Origin of the sequence: Thioclava sp. DLFJ5-1 (genome assembly GCF_002020115.1) — a bacterium.
GTDB lineage: Bacteria > Pseudomonadota > Alphaproteobacteria > Rhodobacterales > Rhodobacteraceae > Thioclava > Thioclava sediminum.
Genome location: NZ_MPZU01000002.1, coordinates 182,713 through 200,805, shown reverse-complemented (window position 1 = coordinate 200,805; position 18,093 = coordinate 182,713). Strand labels below are relative to the sequence as shown.

At 65.1% G+C, this 18,093-nt stretch carries 14 protein-coding genes; 5 read left to right on the top strand and 9 right to left on the bottom strand.

Annotated elements, in window-relative coordinates; all coding sequences use genetic code 11:
- Window position 1 precedes the first annotated feature (1 nt).
- Genes BMI86_RS08255 through BMI86_RS08245 form a run of 3 tightly spaced genes read right to left on the bottom strand, consistent with a single transcriptional unit; the run spans window position 2 to window position 5,153 of the window.
- Window positions 2-2,143, bottom strand: coding sequence for a dynamin family protein (locus BMI86_RS08255; protein ID WP_078540636.1), 2,142 nt, complete (start codon window positions 2,141-2,143; stop codon window positions 2-4).
- Complete coding sequence (locus BMI86_RS08250; protein ID WP_078540635.1) at window positions 2,140-3,216, bottom strand: dynamin family protein; 1,077 nt, start codon at window positions 3,214-3,216, stop codon at window positions 2,140-2,142. The genes BMI86_RS08255 and BMI86_RS08250 overlap by 4 nt, the downstream gene beginning before the upstream one ends.
- Complete coding sequence (locus tag BMI86_RS08245) at window positions 3,213-5,153, bottom strand: dynamin family protein (RefSeq protein ID WP_078540634.1); 1,941 nt, start codon at window positions 5,151-5,153, stop codon at window positions 3,213-3,215. The genes BMI86_RS08250 and BMI86_RS08245 overlap by 4 nt, the downstream gene beginning before the upstream one ends.
- A gap of 474 nt (window positions 5,154-5,627) precedes the next feature.
- On the opposite strand from BMI86_RS08245, the gene BMI86_RS08240 reads away from it, so the two are divergent.
- The 5 genes from BMI86_RS08240 (at window position 5,628) to BMI86_RS08220 (ending at window position 11,280) form a co-directional block, all read left to right on the top strand.
- Window positions 5,628-6,467 carry a helix-turn-helix domain-containing protein gene (locus BMI86_RS08240; protein WP_078540633.1) on the top strand — a complete coding sequence of 280 codons (840 nt, stop codon included), beginning with the start codon at window positions 5,628-5,630 and terminating at the stop codon, window positions 6,465-6,467.
- A gap of 10 nt (window positions 6,468-6,477) precedes the next feature.
- Window positions 6,478-7,476: an ArsJ-associated glyceraldehyde-3-phosphate dehydrogenase gene (locus BMI86_RS08235; protein ID WP_078540632.1), complete on the top strand. Its 999-nt coding sequence runs from the start codon at window positions 6,478-6,480 to the stop codon at window positions 7,474-7,476.
- Window positions 7,473-8,750, top strand: a complete 1,278-nt coding sequence (gene arsJ / locus BMI86_RS08230) for an organoarsenical effux MFS transporter ArsJ (protein ID WP_078540631.1) — start codon at window positions 7,473-7,475, stop codon at window positions 8,748-8,750. The genes BMI86_RS08235 and arsJ overlap by 4 nt, the downstream gene beginning before the upstream one ends.
- 89 nt (window positions 8,751-8,839) lie before the next feature.
- Entirely contained in the window at window positions 8,840-10,516 is a 1,677-nt protein-coding gene (locus BMI86_RS08225) for an AMP-binding protein (RefSeq protein WP_246831669.1), read from the top strand.
- Complete coding sequence (locus BMI86_RS08220) at window positions 10,513-11,280, top strand: crotonase/enoyl-CoA hydratase family protein (RefSeq protein ID WP_078540629.1); 768 nt, start codon at window positions 10,513-10,515, stop codon at window positions 11,278-11,280. The genes BMI86_RS08225 and BMI86_RS08220 overlap by 4 nt, the downstream gene beginning before the upstream one ends.
- A gap of 359 nt (window positions 11,281-11,639) precedes the next feature.
- On the opposite strand, the gene BMI86_RS08215 is transcribed toward BMI86_RS08220, so the two are convergent.
- From BMI86_RS08215 to BMI86_RS08190, 6 genes are all read right to left on the bottom strand, one after another.
- The gene (locus BMI86_RS08215; protein WP_078540628.1) at window positions 11,640-12,482 is read right to left on the bottom strand and encodes a dipeptide ABC transporter ATP-binding protein; all 843 of its coding nucleotides are present in this window, start codon (window positions 12,480-12,482) and stop codon (window positions 11,640-11,642) included.
- Window positions 12,479-13,312 carry an ABC transporter ATP-binding protein gene (locus tag BMI86_RS08210; RefSeq protein WP_078520872.1) on the bottom strand — a complete coding sequence of 278 codons (834 nt, stop codon included), beginning with the start codon at window positions 13,310-13,312 and terminating at the stop codon, window positions 12,479-12,481. The genes BMI86_RS08215 and BMI86_RS08210 overlap by 4 nt, the downstream gene beginning before the upstream one ends.
- A gap of 4 nt (window positions 13,313-13,316) precedes the next feature.
- Window positions 13,317-14,216, bottom strand: a complete 900-nt coding sequence (locus tag BMI86_RS08205) for an ABC transporter permease subunit (RefSeq protein WP_078520873.1) — start codon at window positions 14,214-14,216, stop codon at window positions 13,317-13,319.
- A gap of 5 nt (window positions 14,217-14,221) precedes the next feature.
- A complete protein-coding gene (locus BMI86_RS08200; RefSeq protein ID WP_078520874.1) occupies window positions 14,222-15,229 on the bottom strand; it encodes an ABC transporter permease subunit in 1,008 nt (335 codons plus the stop codon).
- Between the two features lie 160 nt (window positions 15,230-15,389).
- A complete protein-coding gene (locus tag BMI86_RS08195; RefSeq protein ID WP_078540627.1) occupies window positions 15,390-16,988 on the bottom strand; it encodes an ABC transporter substrate-binding protein in 1,599 nt (532 codons plus the stop codon).
- Window positions 16,989-17,210: 222 nt separating this feature from the next.
- Complete coding sequence (locus BMI86_RS08190; RefSeq protein ID WP_078540626.1) at window positions 17,211-18,089, bottom strand: transglutaminase family protein; 879 nt, start codon at window positions 18,087-18,089, stop codon at window positions 17,211-17,213.
- Window positions 18,090-18,093 lie beyond the last annotated feature (4 nt).

The window sequence follows — 18,093 nt, the reverse complement described above, 5'->3', positions numbered from 1 at the left end:
CTTACGCTGCGCGCGTCGCGGGTTTGCGCCGCGGCATCATGGTGCTGCTGACGGCGCTCTCGATCGCCCCGAGATTGATCAGACGCCGTTCGAGCACTTCCAGCTTGCTCTGGATTCGGGACGCCAGGCGGCTTTGCATCTGCGGATCACGGGCCAGCCGTTCCAACTCGGCCCGCTCCTGTTTGAGCTGCAAGGTCCGCTCGCGCACGATCATCTCCATCATCCGCACCATCACCCGCAGCCGCGACCCGCCTGCGCTGGCGCGTTCCACCAGCGCCTCGCCATAGGCCTGCAGGATCTTCTCCACCGCCGGACGCAGTTCTTCCGCCGCCACGATCCGCAACCCGTCGAGGGTCTTCTCGATATTCACGGTCGGACCGCGCCAGAAGGCCCAGCCCCGCTCCAGCGCGAAGTTGATGCGCAGCGCGCGCCGGGTCAGCGTCAGTGTCGAGGTGAAAGTGTCATGCGGCATATCCGACAGGTCGATCTCTTCGCTGGGATCGTCGAACCGGTCCGCGACCGTTGTGCGGCAGGCATGGATCGCATTGTCGAGCAGCACGTCGATCGCCGCACGCGACCGGGCGTAGCTTTTCGTCACCTCGCGTTCGAGCGCGATCTGCAGCGCGGTCGTGTCGGTCTCGAAGCTGCGCGGCGGACGGCCGTCGCGGATCCGGTTGGTGCGCAGGACATCCTCGAACCGGTCGCGCTGGCTCAGGACGAAATCCTCGATGCTCTTGTTGAGCCGCGTCTCCAGCGCCGACCAGCCGCGGTTGAGCACCGCTTCGATCTGATGCTCGGCGCTCTCGACATGGTTTTCGAGCGCGCCGCGCAGCGATTCCGTCGCCGCGATCTCGCCGCTCATTTCCTCGATCGCAGCCTCCGCCACGTCCGAGCGGATGCTCTCGATCTGCATCTGCAGCGTGTCGCGTTCGCGGCGGGCGACGAATTGCATCCCCGACAGCTCCGCGCGCAGATCGCCGCGCAGCTGAGCGAGCTGCTGACGCCCCACCCCGCCGTCGATCACGGCAGAGAGCACATGCTTGACCTCTTCGACGCCCGAGGCCAGCAGCAGCCGGTCGATCGGATCCTCGGGCACGCGGCCGAAGCGCGAATAGAGGTATTGCGCCAGCTCCATCGAATCCATCTCGGCGCGCGCCCAGGCGGCTTCCTCGTCGGAGCGCTGCGTCAGGTCGGCGAGATAGGCGCTGCCCGCCACGATCTTGAAATCGATATCGGGGATCGCCGCGCGCAGACGGCGCGACACATCGGCAATCACGCGCGGCACTTCGACCGCGTAATCGTCCAGCTCGTCGATCCGGTTGAGGAAGATCAGCACATCCTTGTCGTCCTGCTTGGCGAGAATGCGGATCAGGGCGAGGTCGACATCGGTCAGCGGCTGATGCGCCGAGAGCACCATGATGAACACGTCCGAGCGGTCGAGCGAGCGACAGGTGAACTCGTCGCGCACGAGGAACGGGTCGTTCACGCCGGGCGTGTCGGTGATGATCGTGGGCACCTGAAACTCGGGCAAGCGCATGTAGATGTTGGCGCTTTTCGTCAGCGCCGCATAGCGGCCAAGCGCCTCGCGCTCCAACCCGTCATCCGCCCCGGGCCCCGCGCAGACATAGCGTTGCAGCAGATCGGGGGCGAGGAAGTCATAGTCATGATGCTGACCCAGCAGCATCTGGTAATGCTTGCCGAGACGTCGCTGGGCGCGGCGACGCATCTGCTCGGACTGCTCGCGCAGGATGTCAGTGTCGAACCCCGGCAGCAACTCTTCGGTCAGCTTGCGGATGCGGGTGCCGCCATTGATGATCTCGTCCCAATCGGCCTCCGAGAAGAACTCGAACCGCGCGCCCGTCACCGGGTCTTCGGGCAGGTTGATACGCATATTCGTCACGACCGATGTCCACGGATTCACGTCCGAGGGCAGGAAGTCATGCTGGTGCAGGAAGGCGTTGAGGAAGGTCGATTTGCCCGCCTTCACCTGCCCGATCACCGCCACGCGCGCGGCCCAGTCATGCAGCCGCAAGCGCAGATCGCGGATGCGCGGACGAGCGCTGCGCTCGACGGAGGCTTCGATCCGATCGAGCGCGCCGTTGAGAAAGTCGAGTTCCTTACGCAGTTGCGGGGCAATCTTCATGGCTTGGTCCTCTTGCTCGCGTAGGCTGGCTCGGATTCGATCGGGGGTTCGGCATCCAGCCGATCAAGCAGATGTTCGACATGGGCGAGGACATCCGCGGCATCCGTGAAGGCGTGGCCCGCCGTGAGCTCCTCCCAGAGCGCGCGGGCCGGGCCCGGCATCGGGGCGGTCTCGGCGGGCGGATAGTCGGGCAGCGGCGAGTCGAGGATCAACGGCTCTGCATCCGTCACCTCGGGCAGCTCCGCGCTTTCCGCCTTCACCAGACGCGCCGAGCGCAAACGGCGCGGCTTGACCGGCGTGCGCGGTTTCGGGAAGGCGATCACGTCGCGCTCGCCCACGAATTTCGCGACCGTCTCGTTCGCGGCCCCCGATGGCTTGTCGATCTGCCCGACAAGCCGCTCGATCTCGCGCGCGATCTGCGCCACGTCCGAAGGCTCGGTCAGCGCGGCCAGACGGATCGTCGGGAAAACCTCCCCCGCCTCGCGCTCGACGCGGCGCATCAGCCGCGCGCGGGTGCGTTCATCAGGCAGACGGTCGCCATGGGTCACCACCAGCATCGGCTGTTCCAGCAGCGCCTCGGGCATCTCGTCCCAGACCGCCTTCTCGCTCTGCCGCCATGCCTGCGTCGCATTGGTGCACCAGATCACCAGATCGGCATAGCGCAGCATCCGCTGCCAGCTTTCCATCGGCATGTTCGGGTCAGACGAACCGGGCGTGTCGATGATGTCGATCCGATCGAGGATCGGCGCGTTATGAGCGATCACGCAATAGCGCGCCTTTTCCAGATTGAGCTGCGCCAGATCAGAGAGCGGGCGCGCGACCTCTTCCTTGTCGATCCAAAGCTGCGCCCGGTCCCCGCCGCGCACCAGCCATATCGGCGGCAGCGCGGTCGCGGTGACATGCGAGGGCAGCACTTTCTCGCCCAGCAACCCGTTGATGAGACTGGTCTTCCCGGCCGAAAACTCGCCCGCCACGAGCACTCGCAGCTTGCGCGTTTTCAATGCGGCCTGCGGGGCTTGCGCTTTCGACAGATCCGGCAAGTCGGGGCGTTCACGTTTGCGCAGCGAGTTCATGCCGAGAGCCTTTCCTTATCGTGACCGGACGCGCCCGACAGGCAGCGCTCGCGCACCGCTTTGCAGAACTGACCCTGATCGAAGGCGAAGCGCTCCACGATCTCGCGGCTGCGCGCGATGGCGGGGTCGAAATACTCGGTCATCAGATCTTCGATCAGCGGCGTGGTTTCCGCGATGATCACCTCGCGGTAGCGCGCCTGCGCCGCCCCCTTGCGATTGAAGCGCCAATAGCGCCGCCACCATGCGCCCTGCATATCCAGCGTGATCATCCGCGCCAGCACGGTCGGCGCGCGATGTTGCGGCTGTTCGGGAAAGCGGCTGACATCGGCCTCGCGGATCACGCCGAACTCGGCGGCGAGGAAAGTGTCGATCCCGTCGCTGACCATATCGAGCGCCGATTCACCTTTGCGCCGCAGCCGCGCGCAATTCGACGCGAAAGCCGTCTTCATCGCCATGCGCAGCGCGGTCGGATCATGGGTCCACGCGCCGATCTCGCCATAAGTGTCGATATGCGATTGCAGCGCCTCCAGCGCAGACGCCACGAATTGCTCCTGCGCCCGGTCGAGCCGCTCGCGCAGCTCCGCGCGCAGCCCCGCCGCCTCGTTATTGAAGGCCGACACCGCCTCTTCCTCGATCTCGGCGAGGCGGAGCATCAATTTCGACTCGCTGAGGATGGTGGACGGATCGGCCACGCGGGCGACGCTATCGACGGTCTCGGCGCGTTCGATGATGCGCTCCAGCTCATCCTGCACATCGCCCAGCACGGCCTGCCCCGGCCCCTCGACGATGCGCGAGACCACGGCCTGCATCAGTGCGCCGATCCCGGAGGCTTCCATCGCGCGCTGGCGCAGTTCGGTCTCGCTGGTAGGCGTGGTGCCGGTCATCTTCTCCAGCGCGGCGCGGCTGGCGGGCGCCATCTCGTTCACATCGCCCATCGCGCAATTGGCCCAGTAGCCCGAGCCGAAGAGGATCTCGATCTCCTCGCCCAGCCCCATGCGCCCCAACGTCTTGCGGATCGAGTTGCGGATCGCGGTCTGCGCCCCGCGCGGATCTTCCAGCTCGTCGATACGGTTGACGAAGATCACCACTTCGCGCGCGTCGATCGCGCAGATGATGCGCAAAAGCGCGAGATCCATCGTGGTTAGCGCCTGATGGGCCGAGAGCACGACGATACAGGCGCGGCTGTCGCCGATGGCGTTCAGCGTGATCTGCTCGCGCATCATGAACGTGTCGTTCACACCCGGCGTGTCGCGCAGGCACAGCCCCCGCGGCAGATGCGGCAGATCGAGATAGAGATCGGCGGATTTCGTCAGATCGGCATAGGTGCCCTCACTGGCCCCTTCGGCCAGATCGTCGGGATCGCCGTAGCAGATATATTGATCCAGCACCGCCTTATCGAGCGTCGGGAACGCGCGACTGGTGCCCAGAAGGTCTTCGAATTGCTCGCCAAGCCGCGCCTCGGTCGCATCGCGCATCGCGGTGACCTGTTTGCGCACGCTTTCGGCCTCGGTCTCGAAGCCCGCGCGGTTGGCCATCTCGCCCAGACGCCCGCCCGTCGCCACAAGCCGATCCCATTCGTGGCGGTCGAAGAAGCGAAACAGCGCGCGCGTGTCCATCGGGCGGTGGCGCGCGTTCAGATGCAGCGCCGTGATGACCGAGGTCCACGGGTTCACATCCGAGGGCAGCATCCCCGGCTTGCCGATCAACGCGTTGAGAAGGGTGCTTTTTCCCGCTTTGACCTGACCGATGACGCTGACGGTCGGCTCGAACGCATCGATCATCTCGAGAACGGTGTCGAGCTGATCTTCGACAAAACCAAGATCGGCGTCCGAGACGTCCTTTACGGCCTGTTCGAGCTGGTCGAGCGTCTCCCAGTAAGAATTGAGCGCCTCGAAACCACGGCGATGCCAATCAAAGATGGAATTCGCTTCATACACGAGGGAGCTCTCCTTTTCCGCAGGGGCGATGCGGATTTTTGGGTGACACACGGTCCGGCACGCCCATGCCGACCGCGACCACCAATGTTACAGGGACGGCGCGCGCCCCCTTCTTGGCGACGCACCGGCTGGGTCGGTTCGTGCTTAAAGTTCTCTTGCCCAGTCATGTCCGAAATGCGGCAGGAATTATGGCAGACCGACCATAATTGCCGTTCTCAGTGCCGTTTGTCCTTTCGCGTGCGACGCGAATTCTCGTTTATTCTCTTTGCTTTGCTGACGATTCTGCATTTGCATGACGTTAGGGCAGTCTCGTTTCGGCCCTATTTTGTTGACTCTTCACGAATTTGTGAGTGTTTCCGGGTGCGTTGATATCACGGGGGTTTTGGTAGGATTGTTTACAACTCACGCATGTAAAGCGCCCTGTCATCAAAGCTTCACTTGATCCGACTCTCTTATTTCGTAAAACCTCGAAATATGGATCAGATGACACCTCAGCGGCTCACCGTGCTGGGCCATGCGCAACGCCTCGCGATCTTCCGGCTCTTGATGCGCCGGTATCCCGACCGGCTGCCCGCCGGCGAGATCGGCGCGGCGCTGGAGCTGAAGCCCTCGACGCTCTCGGCCTATCTGGCCGCACTCAGCGAGGTCGGGCTGATCGGTCAGACGCGGGCGGGCACCTCGCTGCGCTACGGGATCGAGATGGAGAGCGTGCGCAGCCTCTTCGACGCGCTGCTGATCGACTGCTGTCAGGGCCGCCCCGATATCTGCTCCCCTATTACGCACACCGACCCAAACGGAGACAGCGCGATGACGCGATCTGCGGCGGGTCGGAAATTCAACGTGCTCTTCATCTGCACTGGCAATTCGGCGCGCTCTATCCTCGCCGAGACGATCCTGCGGGCGCGGGCCGGTGACCGGTTCAACGCCTATTCCGCCGGAACCAAGCCCTATTCCGAGCTGAACCCTTTCGCGGTGCAGGTGCTGCGTGACAAGGGCCATGATGTCACCCCCCTGCGGGCCAAGACCATCGCGGAGTTTCAGGGCGAGGACGCGCCCCCGCTCGATTTCGTCTTCACCGTCTGCGATCTCGCCGCGAACGAGGAATGCCCGCCCTGGCCCGGCCAGCCGATCAGCGGCCATTGGGGGATGGCGGACCCGGTAAAGGCGACCGGCACCGAGGCCGAAAAGGCGCTCGCCTTCCAGCAGGCCTATGGCGCGCTTCACCGCCGGATCGAGGCCTTCACCGCCCTGCCTCTGACAACGCTCGACCGCATCGCGCTGCAATCCGCCGTCGATGACATCGGCCGCAACTGAAGGAACGACCATGACCACCTACGCCCTCAATGGCCTCGGCCGCATCGGGAAACTCGCCCTGAAGCCGCTTCTGGAACGCGGCGCGAAGATCGCATGGATCAACGACGCGGTGGGCGATGCGACGATGCAGGCGCATCTGCTGGAATTCGACTCCGTTCATGGCCGCTGGGACGCGGAGTTCGCGAGCGACGAGAGCAGCGTCACCATCGACGGCACCCGCCTGCCCTTCATCGGCACGCGCAATATCGAAGACCTGCCGCTCGACGGGGTCGATGTGGTGATCGACTGCACCGGCGTCTTCAAATCCGAAGTAGCACTCGCTCCCTATTTCGCAGCTGGCGTGAAGAAGGTGGTCGTCTCGGCCCCGGTGAAGGATGGCCCGACCGCGAATATCGTCTATGGTGTGAACAATGACGCCTACGATCCGGCTGCGCATAGCATCGTGACGGCGACCAGTTGCACCACCAATTGCCTCGCCCCGGTGGTGAAGGTGATCCACGAAAACCTGCGGATCAAGCACGGCGCGATCACCACGATCCATGACGTGACCAACACCCAGACCATCGTGGACCGCCCCGCGAAAGACCTGCGCCGCGCCCGCTCGGCGCTCAATTCGCTGATCCCGACCACGACCGGCTCGGCCACCGCGATCACGCTGATCTATCCCGAGCTGAAGGGGCGCCTGAACGGCCATGCCGTGCGGGTGCCGCTGCTCAATGCCTCGCTGACCGATTGCGTCTTCGAGGTCGAACGCGAAACGACCGCCGAAGAGGTCAACGCGCTGTTCAAGGCCGCCGCGGAGGGCGATCTGACCGGTATCCTCGGCTACGAGACGCGCCCGCTCGTGTCCTCGGATTACACCAACGATATCCGCTCTTCGATCATCGATGCGCCCTCGACGATGGTGGTGAACGGCACGCAGGTGAAGGTCTATGCGTGGTATGACAACGAGATGGGCTATGCCTATCGGCTGGCCGATGTCGCGCTGATGGTGGGGGCGTCCCTGTGACCGACAACCCCGCCAGCAGCCCCGAAGGCTTCTCCGCCTATATCGCGGTGACGGCGGCCTATTGGGCCTTCATGCTCACCGACGGCGCGCTGCGGATGCTGGTGCTGCTGCATTTCCACACGCTCGGGTTTTCCCCGGTGCAGCTGGCTTACCTGTTCATCCTGTATGAGGTCGCGGGGATGGTGACAAACCTCTCGGCGGGCTGGATCGCGGCGCGGTTCGGGCTGGTCTCGACGCTTTATGCGGGGCTGTCGCTGCAGGTCGTGGCGCTGATCGCGCTGGCGCAACTGAACCCGTCCTGGGCGATTGGTGCGTCAGTGACCTATGTGATGGTGGTGCAGGGCCTCAGCGGGGTCGCCAAAGACCTTGCCAAAATGTCCTCGAAATCGGCGGTGAAGCTGCTGGCGCCCACCGGCAATGGCGGGCTCTTCAAATGGGTCGCGGTGCTGACCGGGTCGAAAAATGCAGTGAAGGGCGTGGGCTTCCTGCTCGGCGCGGTGCTGCTGGCCGCGCTCGGCTTCGATTACGCGGTGGTCGCGATGGCGGTGGTGCTGGCGCTGATCCTCGCCGCGATCGTCGTGGCGATGCCGCCGAGCCTGCCGCGCGGGCGCAAGGGCGCGAAATTCTCCGAAGTCTTCTCGAAGTCGGCCAATGTGAACTGGCTGTCGGCGGCGCGGGTCTTCCTGTTCGGCGCGCGCGACGTCTGGTTCGTCGTCGGTATCCCGATCTATTTCTACGCGGTCCTGTCGGACGGCACCCATGCAGGCGACCGCGCGGCCTTCTTCCTCGTGGGCACCTTCATGGCGCTCTGGATCATCCTTTACGGCGCGGTGCAGGCCGCCGCCCCGCGCATCCTGAAGGCCAGATCCCGCCCCGAGGGTGAGTTGATCGGCGCCGCGCGGCACTGGGCGCTGGCGCTGCTCGCGGTGCCTGCCCTTCTCAGCGCCGCCGTGCTGATCGACCCGACGCCGTCGCTGTGGCTCAGCACCGTGCTGGTCGTGGGCCTGCTGGCCTTCGGTGCGATCTTCGCGGTGAATTCCTCGCTCCACTCCTATCTCATCCTCGCCTTCACGCAGGCCGAGCGGGTGACGATGGATGTGGGCTTCTACTACATGGCCAATGCGGGCGGGCGGCTGATCGGCACGCTGCTGTCGGGGCTGAGCTACCAGATGGGCGGGCTGCCCGCCGTGATGATCACCGCGACGGTGATGGTGGGGTTGAGCGCGCTGGCGGCAGGGCGGCTTGCGCCCGAGGCGACCCTCACGAGCCCGTGAGCAGAGATGGACATTCCGCCCCGTCCACGCTTTGGTAGCGCGCGGAGGAGAGCGGCCCCCGCGCCGCTTGCATAATGGGAGGAAAGCCGGTGCTGTCACGCGGCAAGGATTACGCGGCCACGCGGGCTGCGTTTCGATGGGACATACCCGAACGCTACAATATCGGCGTCGACACCTGCGACAAATGGGCCGCGCGCGAGCCTGACCGCATCGCGCTGATCGAGGTCGAAGAGGACGGCTACGGCGCGGTGCGCGAGACCAGTTTCGGCGCGTTGCGCGAGGCGTCCAACCGCTTCGCCAATGTGCTGGCGGGGATGGGCGTGGGCGGCGATGGGCGTGAGACCGGCGACCGGGTGGCGATCTTGCTGCCGCAACGCCGCGAGACCGCCATCGCCCATATCGCGGCCTTCAAGGCGGGCTGCGTCTCGCTGCCGCTGTTTACCTTGTTCGGCCCCGAGGCTCTGCTGCACCGGCTGCGCGACAGCGGCGCGCGGGTGCTGGTGACCGACCCGGCGAGCTACGAGGTGATCGCGGCGATCCGCGCCGAATTGCCCGATCTGCAGACCGTCTTCGTCACCGATGACGGCGGGACCGGGGCGGATGGCGTGGCCGATTTCAACGCAGCCCTCGCCGAGGCCTCGCCCGAATTCACCCCCGTCGATACCAGCGCCGAGACCCCCGGCGTGCTGATCTACACCTCGGGCACCACGGGCAATCCGAAAGGTGCGCTCCATGCCCATCGCGTGCTGCTGGGCCACCTGCCCGGCGTCGAGATGAGCCATGATTTCCTGCCGCAGGAGGGCGACCGCATCTGGACACCCGCCGATTGGGCATGGATCGGCGGGCTCTTGGATGTGCTGCTTCCGGCGCTGCATCACGGCGTGCCGGTCGTGGCCTGCCGTTTCCGCAAGTTCTCGGCCCAGGCGGCCGCCGATCTGATCCGGCGGCTGCGCGTGCGCAACGCCTTCCTGCCGCCCACCGCGCTGAAGATGATGAAGGCCGATCCCGAGAGCCTGACGTGGAGCCTCGATATGCGCTCGGTCGCCTCGGGGGGTGAACCGCTCGGCGCGCAGCTCCTCGACTGGGGGCGCAAGGCGCTTGGCGTCACGATCAACGAATTCTACGGCCAGACCGAATGCAACATGGTGGTGTCGTCCGCCGCGAGCCTCGATGCGCCCGAGCCCGGCGCGATGGGCTGGCCGGTGCCGGGCCACGAGGTCGCGATCGTCGACAGCCAGACGGGTCAGATCCTGCCCGATGGCGAAGAAGGCGCGATCGCGGTGCGCGCGCCCGATCCGGCAATGTTTCTTGGCTATTTCAATCAACCCGACGCGACAGAGGCGAAATTCGTCACCGGCCTCGACGGGCGCTGGTTGCTGACCGGCGACCGGGGCGTCAGCGGCGACGGCGGGCGGCTGCGCTTCAAGGGGCGCGACGACGATATCATCTCGACCGGCGGCTACCGTGTCGGCCCCGCCGAGATCGAGGATTGCCTGATCTCGCATCCGGCGGTGCAGATGGCGGGCGTCGTGGGCCAGCCCGATCCGCTGCGCGGTGAGATCGTCGCGGCCTTCGTCACGCTCTGCCCCGGCCATACCGATACCGAGGCGCTGCGCGAAAACCTTGCCGCCCATGTCCGCGCGCGGCTTGCGAAATACGAATATCCCCGCGCGATCTACGTGATCGACGACATGCCCGTGACCACCACCGGCAAAATCATCCGCAACGCGCTACGCGCCCGCCTACCCATGGAGCCCGCCCTATGAGCCCCGTCCTGTTCGAGACCCGCGGCAATATCGCGATCATCACCCTCAACCGCCCCGAGCGGCGCAACGCGATCAATGCCGAGGCCGGCCACGCCCTGGCCGAGGCGGTGGCCCGTCTGGAAGCGGATGACGCGCTGCAGATCGGCATCCTGCGCGGCGAAGGCGCAGTGTTCTGCGCAGGGATGGACCTCGCCGCTTTCACCGAAGGTAAGGTCGAGGAGTTACTATTCGCTGAAGGCGGTTTCGGCGGCCTGACCGAGTCCCATCGCAGCAAGCCGATCATCGCCGCCTGCCATGGCGCCGCGCTCGCAGGCGGGTTCGAACTGGCCTTGGGCTGCGACATGATCGTCGCCGAAGAGGGCTGCCGCTTCGGCCTGCCAGAGGTGCTGCGCGGTCTGGTGGCGGGCGCGGGCGGCGCGCTGCGGTTGGCGAGCCTCATCCCCCCGGCCCGGGCGCGCGAATTGCTCCTGACGGGGCGGCTGTTCGACACGGCGGAAGCGTGGGATCTGGGCCTGATCGCCCGGCGCGCCGAGGCCGGGCAAGCGTTTGACGCGGCGCTGGCGCTGGCCGAGGAGGTCGCGAAGAACGCGCCCTTGGCCCTGCGCGAGACCCTGCGCCTGTCGCGCGAGATCGAGCGCCGCGCGGTCGACCCGCTTTGGGAGGAGAATGCGCGGACCTTGAAAGCCGTGATGGCGAGCGAGGACGCCGCCGAAGGTGCCCGCGCCTTCCTGGAGAAACGCGCGCCGGAGTGGTCGGGGAGATAAGGGACGCGCCCGAGCCTTGGGGTGAGCCGCGTCTCGGAAGGCTTCCAGTGGCGAACGCGCCGCGCGTCGCGGCGCAAGGGGCGACTGTGTTTCGCGGAAAGGGCCGCGCCCGAGCCTCGGGCGGGCGCCTTGATCCGCTTGTGGCTGGGCGCTTTATCTTTCAAGCCCGCATGTCGGCTGTTTCTGCGATGACATCGCCAATGCGCCCTCCCGGGGGGAGGGTCGGGCGCGGCCCGGGGCTAGTCGCCCCGCGCCAAGATGTGGGCTGCGAACGTTGCCCCCCAAAAAAAATGTGCCCGAGGCGCATCGCCTCGGGCCCATTTCCTAACTCCCAGCGGCCCTAAGGCACCGCCCTGCCCTCAGCTCTCCGCGGCCAAGAACGCCTTGCGGCGCTCGACCCGCTCGCGGATCTTCTCGACATCGGCGATCGGCGTCGCGGCCAGCAGGGTCTTGGTGTATTCGTGCTGCGGGTTGGCGAAGATCTGATCGCGCGAGGCGTATTCCACCACCTCGCCCGCATTCATCACCATCACATCATCCGCGAAATAGCGCACGACCGACAGGTCATGGCTCACGAAGATATAGGACAGGTCGAACTCGTCCTGCAGATCCTTGAGCAGGTTCAGCACCTGCGCCTGCACCGACAGATCGAGCGCCGAGACGGGCTCGTCCAGCACGAGGATCTGCGGGTTCAGCATCAGCGCGCGCGCAATCGCGATCCGCTGGCGCTGACCGCCCGAGAACATATGCGGGTAGCGGTTGTAGTGCTGCCGCTCGAGGCCGACCTTCTCCAGCATCTCCTCGGCGCGCTTGCGGCGCTCCTTGGCGGGGATGTCGGTGTTGATGATCAGCGGCTCGGTCAGGACCTCGCCTACCTTCTGGCGCGGGTTGAGCGACGAATAGGGGTTCTGGAAGACGATCTGAACCTTGGCGCGCAACGCGGACGTCACCTTGGTTTCCTTGATGTCGATCTTCTCGCCCTGAATATACAGATCGCCCGAATTGGCCGGGTCGATCAACGTCAGGATTCGCGCCAGCGTGGACTTGCCGCAGCCGGATTCGCCGACGATGGCCAGCGTCTTGCCCTGCTCGAGCGAGAAGGAGATGCCGTGCAGCGCCCGGATCGTCTTCGCCCCGCGCAGGAACCCGCCCGAGACGATGTAGTCGCGCGTAATGTCGCGCCCTTCGAGGATCACACTCATTGCACGCCCTCCCAGCCATCGGCGACGGTCAGCAGACGGTCCCCGGTCGCGTTTTCCGGCAGCGCGGCCAGAAGCGCGCGCGTGTAGGGATGCTGCGGGTTCTCGAAGAGTGAGAGCACGTCGGCCTCCTCTAGTTTGCGGCCTTTGAACTGGACCGAGACGCGGTCGGCGGTCTCGGCTACGACGCCCATGTCATGGGTGATCATGATCAGCCCCATGCCGTATTCCTCCTGCAGGCTCATCAGCAGATCGAGGATCTGCTTCTGGATCGTCACGTCGAGCGCGGTGGTCGGCTCGTCGGCGATCAGCAGGCGCGGCTTGCAGGCGATGGCCATCGCGATCATCACGCGCTGGCACTGCCCGCCGGAAAGCTGGTGCGGGTAGCTGTTGAGCCGCCGCTCGGGATCGGGGATGCCGACTTGTTCGAACAGCTCCAGCGCGCGTTTGCGGGCATGCTTGCCCTTCAGGCCAAGGTGACGCGTCAGCACTTCCTCGACCTGATAACCGCAGGTGAAGGAGGGGTTGAGTGAGGAGATCGGCTCCTGGAAGATCATCGAGATTTCTTTCCCGATGATCTGGCGACGTTCGCGGCCCGACATTTTCAGCATGTCGCGCCCGTCATAGGTGATCTCGTCGGCGGTGATCGTCGCGGTGGGCGGCAAAAGCCCCATCACCGCGAGCATCGAGACCGATTTGCCCGAGCCGGATTCGCCCACGATGGCGAGCACTTCGCGGCCCGAGACTTCGACATCGATCCCGTCCACGGCGCGGAACGCACCCTGAGCGGTGTCGAATTCGACGGTGAGATTGCGGATTTTCAGCAAGGACATTGGCTTAGCTCCGCTTCAGTTTCGGATCGAGCGCGTCGCGAAGGCCGTCGCCCATCAGGTTGATCGCCAGCACGGTCACGAGGATCGCGAGACCCGGGAAGGTTACGACCCACCACGCGCGCAGGATGAACTCGCGCGCTTCCGACAGCATCGTGCCCCATTCCGGGGTCGGCGGCTGCGCACCCATGCCGAGGAAGCCAAGGGCCGCCACGTCGAGGATCGCGTTCGAGAAGCTCAGCGTGCCCTGCACGATCAGCGGCGCGAGGCAGTTCGGCAGCACCGTGCGGAACATGAGGCGCATGTGGCCCGCGCCCGCCACTTGGGCTGCCATGACGTAATCGCGGTTCTTCTCGGACAGCACGGCCGCGCGGGTCAGACGCGCGAAATGCGGCTGATAGACGATGGCGATGGCGATCATCGCGTTGATCAGCCCCGGGCCGAGCACCGCCACGAAGACGAGTGCCAAGAGCAGCGACGGGAAGGCGAGGATGATATCCATCACCCGCATGATGACTGTATCGACCCAGCCGCCGAACCAACCGGCGAGCAGGCCAAGGATCACGCCCACGGAGAGCGCGAGCAGCACGACCATCACGCCGATGAACAGCGAGAAGCGCGCGCCGAACAGCAGACGCGAGAGGATATCGCGCCCGACCGCATCGGTGCCCATCAGGAAGGTGCCGTTGGCATCATGCGTCAGCGGCGTCGCCAGAAGCGCGTCGCGGAACTGCGTGTCGGGATCGAAGGGCGAGATCAGCGGTGCCGCGATCGCGGCCAGCGCGATCAACGCGAACACCACCAGACCGATCACGGCCCCACGGTTTTCTTTGAAATAGAACCAGAACTCGGCGAATTGCGCGCGGCGCGTGCCGGCCGGGATATCGGTTTCGGTCACTTCGGACATGTCACTCACCTATGCCGGATACGCGGGTTAATCAGACCGTAGAGCAGGTCCACGATCAGGTTCACGAACATCACGATCAGCGCGATCATCAACAGACCGCCCTGCACGGAGGGGTAGTCGCGCCGCGAGATCGAATCGACCATCCATTTGCCGATGCCCGGCCAGGAGAAGATCGTCTCGGTCAGGATCGCGCCCGCCATCAGCATGCCGACCTGCAGGCCGATCGTGGTGATCACCGGGATCATCGCATTGCGCAACGCATGGACGCCCACGACGCGGCGCGGCGGCATCCCCTTGGCGCGCGCGGTGCGCACGTAATCCTCGCCCAGCACTTCGAGCATCGCCGAGCGGGTCTGGCGCGCGATCACCGCGAGCGGTATCGTGGCGAGCACGACCGCAGGCAGGATCAGGTGGCTCAGCGCCGAGGTCAGCGCGCCGGACTGCCCCGACATCAGCGCGTCCCAGATCATGAAGCCCGTGCCGTTGGGGAAGTAATACATCAGCGAGATGCGCCCCGAGACCGGCGTCCATTGCAGGATCCCCGAGAACAGGATGATCAGCAGCAGGCCCCACCAGAAGATCGGCATCGAATAGCCCACGAGCGCGGTGCCCATCGTCGCCTGATCGAACCACGAGCCGCGCTTGATCGCGGCCAGCACGCCGATCGGAACGCCGATCACGACGGCGAGGAACATCGCGCAGACGCCCAGCTCCAGCGTGGCCGGGAACAGCGCGAAGAACTCGCCCAGCACCGGCTTGTGGGTAACGAGGCTGTCGCCGAGATTGCCATGGGCGAGTTGCCAGATGAAATCGAGATATTGCTGCCAGAGCGGGCGGTCGAAGCCGAGCTGATGCGCCAGCTCGGCATGGCGTTCGGGGCTAAGCCCGCGCTCGCCTGCCATCAGCAGCACCGGGTCCCCGGGCAGCACCCGAACGAACCCGAAGGCCACGATCGTGATGCCGATCAGTGTGGGGATCAGCCAGAGGATCTTGCCGATTATGAAACGTAACATGTCACCGGTCCTGTTTGCGGTTCTCTTCGGAACCTGTGGGGAGCCCCTGCCCGCCGCACCCAGTTGCGCCAGCGGTCATCGGTCTCCGATGTTTGGCCCCTAAAAGTATTGCGAGGCGCCCGGTCTCCCGGACGCCCCAATCACGCGGGTATTCTCAGGATCACTCCGAGATGTCCACCCCGTAGAAGTCGTGACCGCCCAGCGGGCTCATCACGTAGCCGCTGACCTTGGTCGACATCGGCATGAACACGGTCGAGTGGGCGATGGTGTCCCACGGCGCCTGCTCTTTGAAGACTTCCTGAGCCTGCTCATAGAGCTTCGTGCGCTCGGCCTGATCGCTCGATTGACGCGCCTTGGTGATCAGATCGTCGAATTTTTGATCGCACCAGAAGGCACGGTTCGCACCGCTTTCAGCCGCCGAGCAGCCCAGCAGAACCGCGAGGAAGTTGTCCGGGTCGCCATTGTCGCCGGTCCAGCCGAGGATCACCGCACCGTCACGGGTCGGATCTTTCGACTTCTTCAGATACTCGCCCCATTCGTAGGAGACGATGTTCGCGGTGACGCCGACCTTGGCGAGATCCGATTGCATCAGTTCCGCGGTGCGGCGTGCGTTCGGCATGTAGGGCCGCTGCACGGGCATCGCCCAGATGTTCATCTCGAGATCTTTGACGCCAGCCTCGTCGAGCATTTTCTTAGCCTGCTCAGGATCGTAGGCGTCGTCCTTGATGTCCTTGTTATAGGACCACATGGTCGGCGGGATCGGGTTCTTGGCAACCTGGCCAGCGCCCTGGAAGACCGCGTCGATGATCGCGTCCTTGTTGATCGCCATGTTCAGCGCCTTGCGGACTTCCGGCTTGTCGAACGGCGCCTGCGTGGTGTTGTAGGCGAGGTAAGCCACGTTCAGACCGGGCTGCTCGTCGACCTTGATGTTCGAGTCGTCCTTGAGCGCCTGAATGTCGGCCGGCGACGGGTACGGCATGATCTGGCATTCGCCCGCCTGCAGCTTCTGCATGCGCACCGCCGGATCGGGGGTGATCGCGAAGATCAGATCGTCGACCGGGGTCTTGCCCTTGAAGTAGTCCGGGTTCGCTTTGTAGCGGATCACGGCGTCCTTCTGGTAGGCCACGAAGGAGAACGGACCAGTGCCGACCGGCACGTTGTTGATGTCGGCCTTGCGGTCTTCGCCGGCGAGCTTGTCGGCATATTCCTTCGACATGATCGACGCGAAGTCCATCGCGAGGTCGGCAAGGAACGGCGCGTTCGGCTCGGACAGGGTGAACTTCACCGTGTAATCGTCGACTTTCTCGATTGATTTGATGATCGTCGGCATGTCCATGCCGGCATAGTATTCATAGGAAACGCCCGGCGCGTAAGCGTAATAGGGGTTGTCCTTGTTGCCCTGACGGTCGAACGAGAAAATCACGTCATCGGCGTTGAAATCGCGGCTGGGGGTGAAGCCCTCGACCGAGTGGAATTTCACGCCCTTGCGCAGGTTGAACGTGTAGGTCAGGCCGTCGTCGGAGACGTCCCAGCTTTCTGCGAGGCCCGGTTCGATCTCGGTCGTGCCCGGCTTGAATTCCACGAGTTGGTCGTAGACCGGGTGCGACGAGGCGTCGAACGTCGTGCCCGAGGTGTAGGGCGCGGGATCAAAGCCTTCCGGCGACGCTTCCGAGCAATATACGAGCGTCTTGGCGCCGGCTCCGCCTGCGGTCATCATCACCGCGGCAGCCCCCGCCAAAAGCATCGAGCGAATGGTCATGGTCTGTCCTTCCTGTTGGTTGGTCTTTTCGTGAGTGCTGCCGCCCCCTCCGGTCGCACAGCCGCGACATCGTGGGACGGTTCAAACACAAACTGGTGAGGAGTAAATCGTGCTTTGATCACGTGGTCAATGAATGCCGCGACGTCGCGGGTCACGAGCCAGTGAAGCTTTCGTGCGAATCCTTCGGCGCGCCGCACAATCGCGCACCGGGGTTACGCAGCCTCAATCGAGCGGGATCACATCCACCGCCTGCGCGCTTTGCTGACCGCCCGCGCCGCGCATCGCCCCGCGCAAAGGCGGCACGTCGTCATAGTCGCGCCCGTAGCCGACGGTGATGTAATCCTCGCCCGCATATTGATTATTGGTCGGGTCGAACTCGACCCAGCCGGTCTCGGCGCCCGCCCAGGCGCGCACCCAGGCATGCATTGCGTCCGCGCCTTCCAGACGGGGCTGGCCGGGCGGCGGATAGGTGCGCAGGAAGCCCGAGACATAGCCCGCAGGGATCCCCACCCCGCGCAGGCAGGAGATCATGATATGGCTGAAATCCTGACAGACGCCGTGGCGGTTCGCGAAGGCCTCGGCTGCGGGCGTGTTCACATCGGTCGCGCCCGCATCGAAGCGCATCTCACGATGCAACGCGCGGCCCACCGCCTCGATCGCGCCGCGCGCGGTCTGGCCTGGCTGCAACTGCGCCTGAGCGAACTCCGTCATCTCCTTCGTCGGCGCCGCACGGCGCGAGGCCGCGAGAAAATGATGCGGCGCGTTGGGCGCGAGGCTGCGGAACTGGGCGATCTCCTGCGCCAGCTCCTCACGGGGAGAAGACAGGTCCAGCCCCGGCTCCGCGAGCCCCCGGTCAATCTTGGCGTTAAGGGTGACGCCGATCTCGGCAATTGGCGCGTGCCAGACCGCCGAGGTCATCGTATTGCCGAAGAAATCGCGCGAGTCGTGGCGCTCATCGGGCGGCGGATCGAAGCTGAGCAGGCGCGACGTGACCGTCTGCATCCCCGCGATGTCCGAAGGCAGCACCCGCAGCACGGTCCGCGCGTGATCGGAGGGCGCGTTATATCGGTAGCTCAGCTTTAACTTCACCTCGTAACGCATCGAA

Coding starts and splice junctions, on each gene's coding strand:
- BMI86_RS08255 (WP_078540636.1), bottom strand. CDS start 2,143: ATGAAGATTGCCCCGCAACTGCGTAAGGAACTCGACTTTCTCAACGGC.
- BMI86_RS08250 (WP_078540635.1), bottom strand. CDS start 3,216: ATGAACTCGCTGCGCAAACGTGAACGCCCCGACTTGCCGGATCTGTCG.
- BMI86_RS08240 (WP_078540633.1), top strand. CDS start 5,628: ATGGATCAGATGACACCTCAGCGGCTCACCGTGCTGGGCCATGCGCAA.
- BMI86_RS08235 (WP_078540632.1), top strand. CDS start 6,478: ATGACCACCTACGCCCTCAATGGCCTCGGCCGCATCGGGAAACTCGCC.
- BMI86_RS08220 (WP_078540629.1), top strand. CDS start 10,513: ATGAGCCCCGTCCTGTTCGAGACCCGCGGCAATATCGCGATCATCACC.
- BMI86_RS08215 (WP_078540628.1), bottom strand. CDS start 12,482: ATGAGTGTGATCCTCGAAGGGCGCGACATTACGCGCGACTACATCGTC.
- BMI86_RS08210 (WP_078520872.1), bottom strand. CDS start 13,312: ATGTCCTTGCTGAAAATCCGCAATCTCACCGTCGAATTCGACACCGCT.
- BMI86_RS08205 (WP_078520873.1), bottom strand. CDS start 14,216: ATGTCCGAAGTGACCGAAACCGATATCCCGGCCGGCACGCGCCGCGCG.
- BMI86_RS08200 (WP_078520874.1), bottom strand. CDS start 15,229: ATGTTACGTTTCATAATCGGCAAGATCCTCTGGCTGATCCCCACACTG.
- BMI86_RS08195 (WP_078540627.1), bottom strand. CDS start 16,988: ATGACCATTCGCTCGATGCTTTTGGCGGGGGCTGCCGCGGTGATGATG.
- BMI86_RS08190 (WP_078540626.1), bottom strand. CDS start 18,089: ATGCGTTACGAGGTGAAGTTAAAGCTGAGCTACCGATATAACGCGCCC.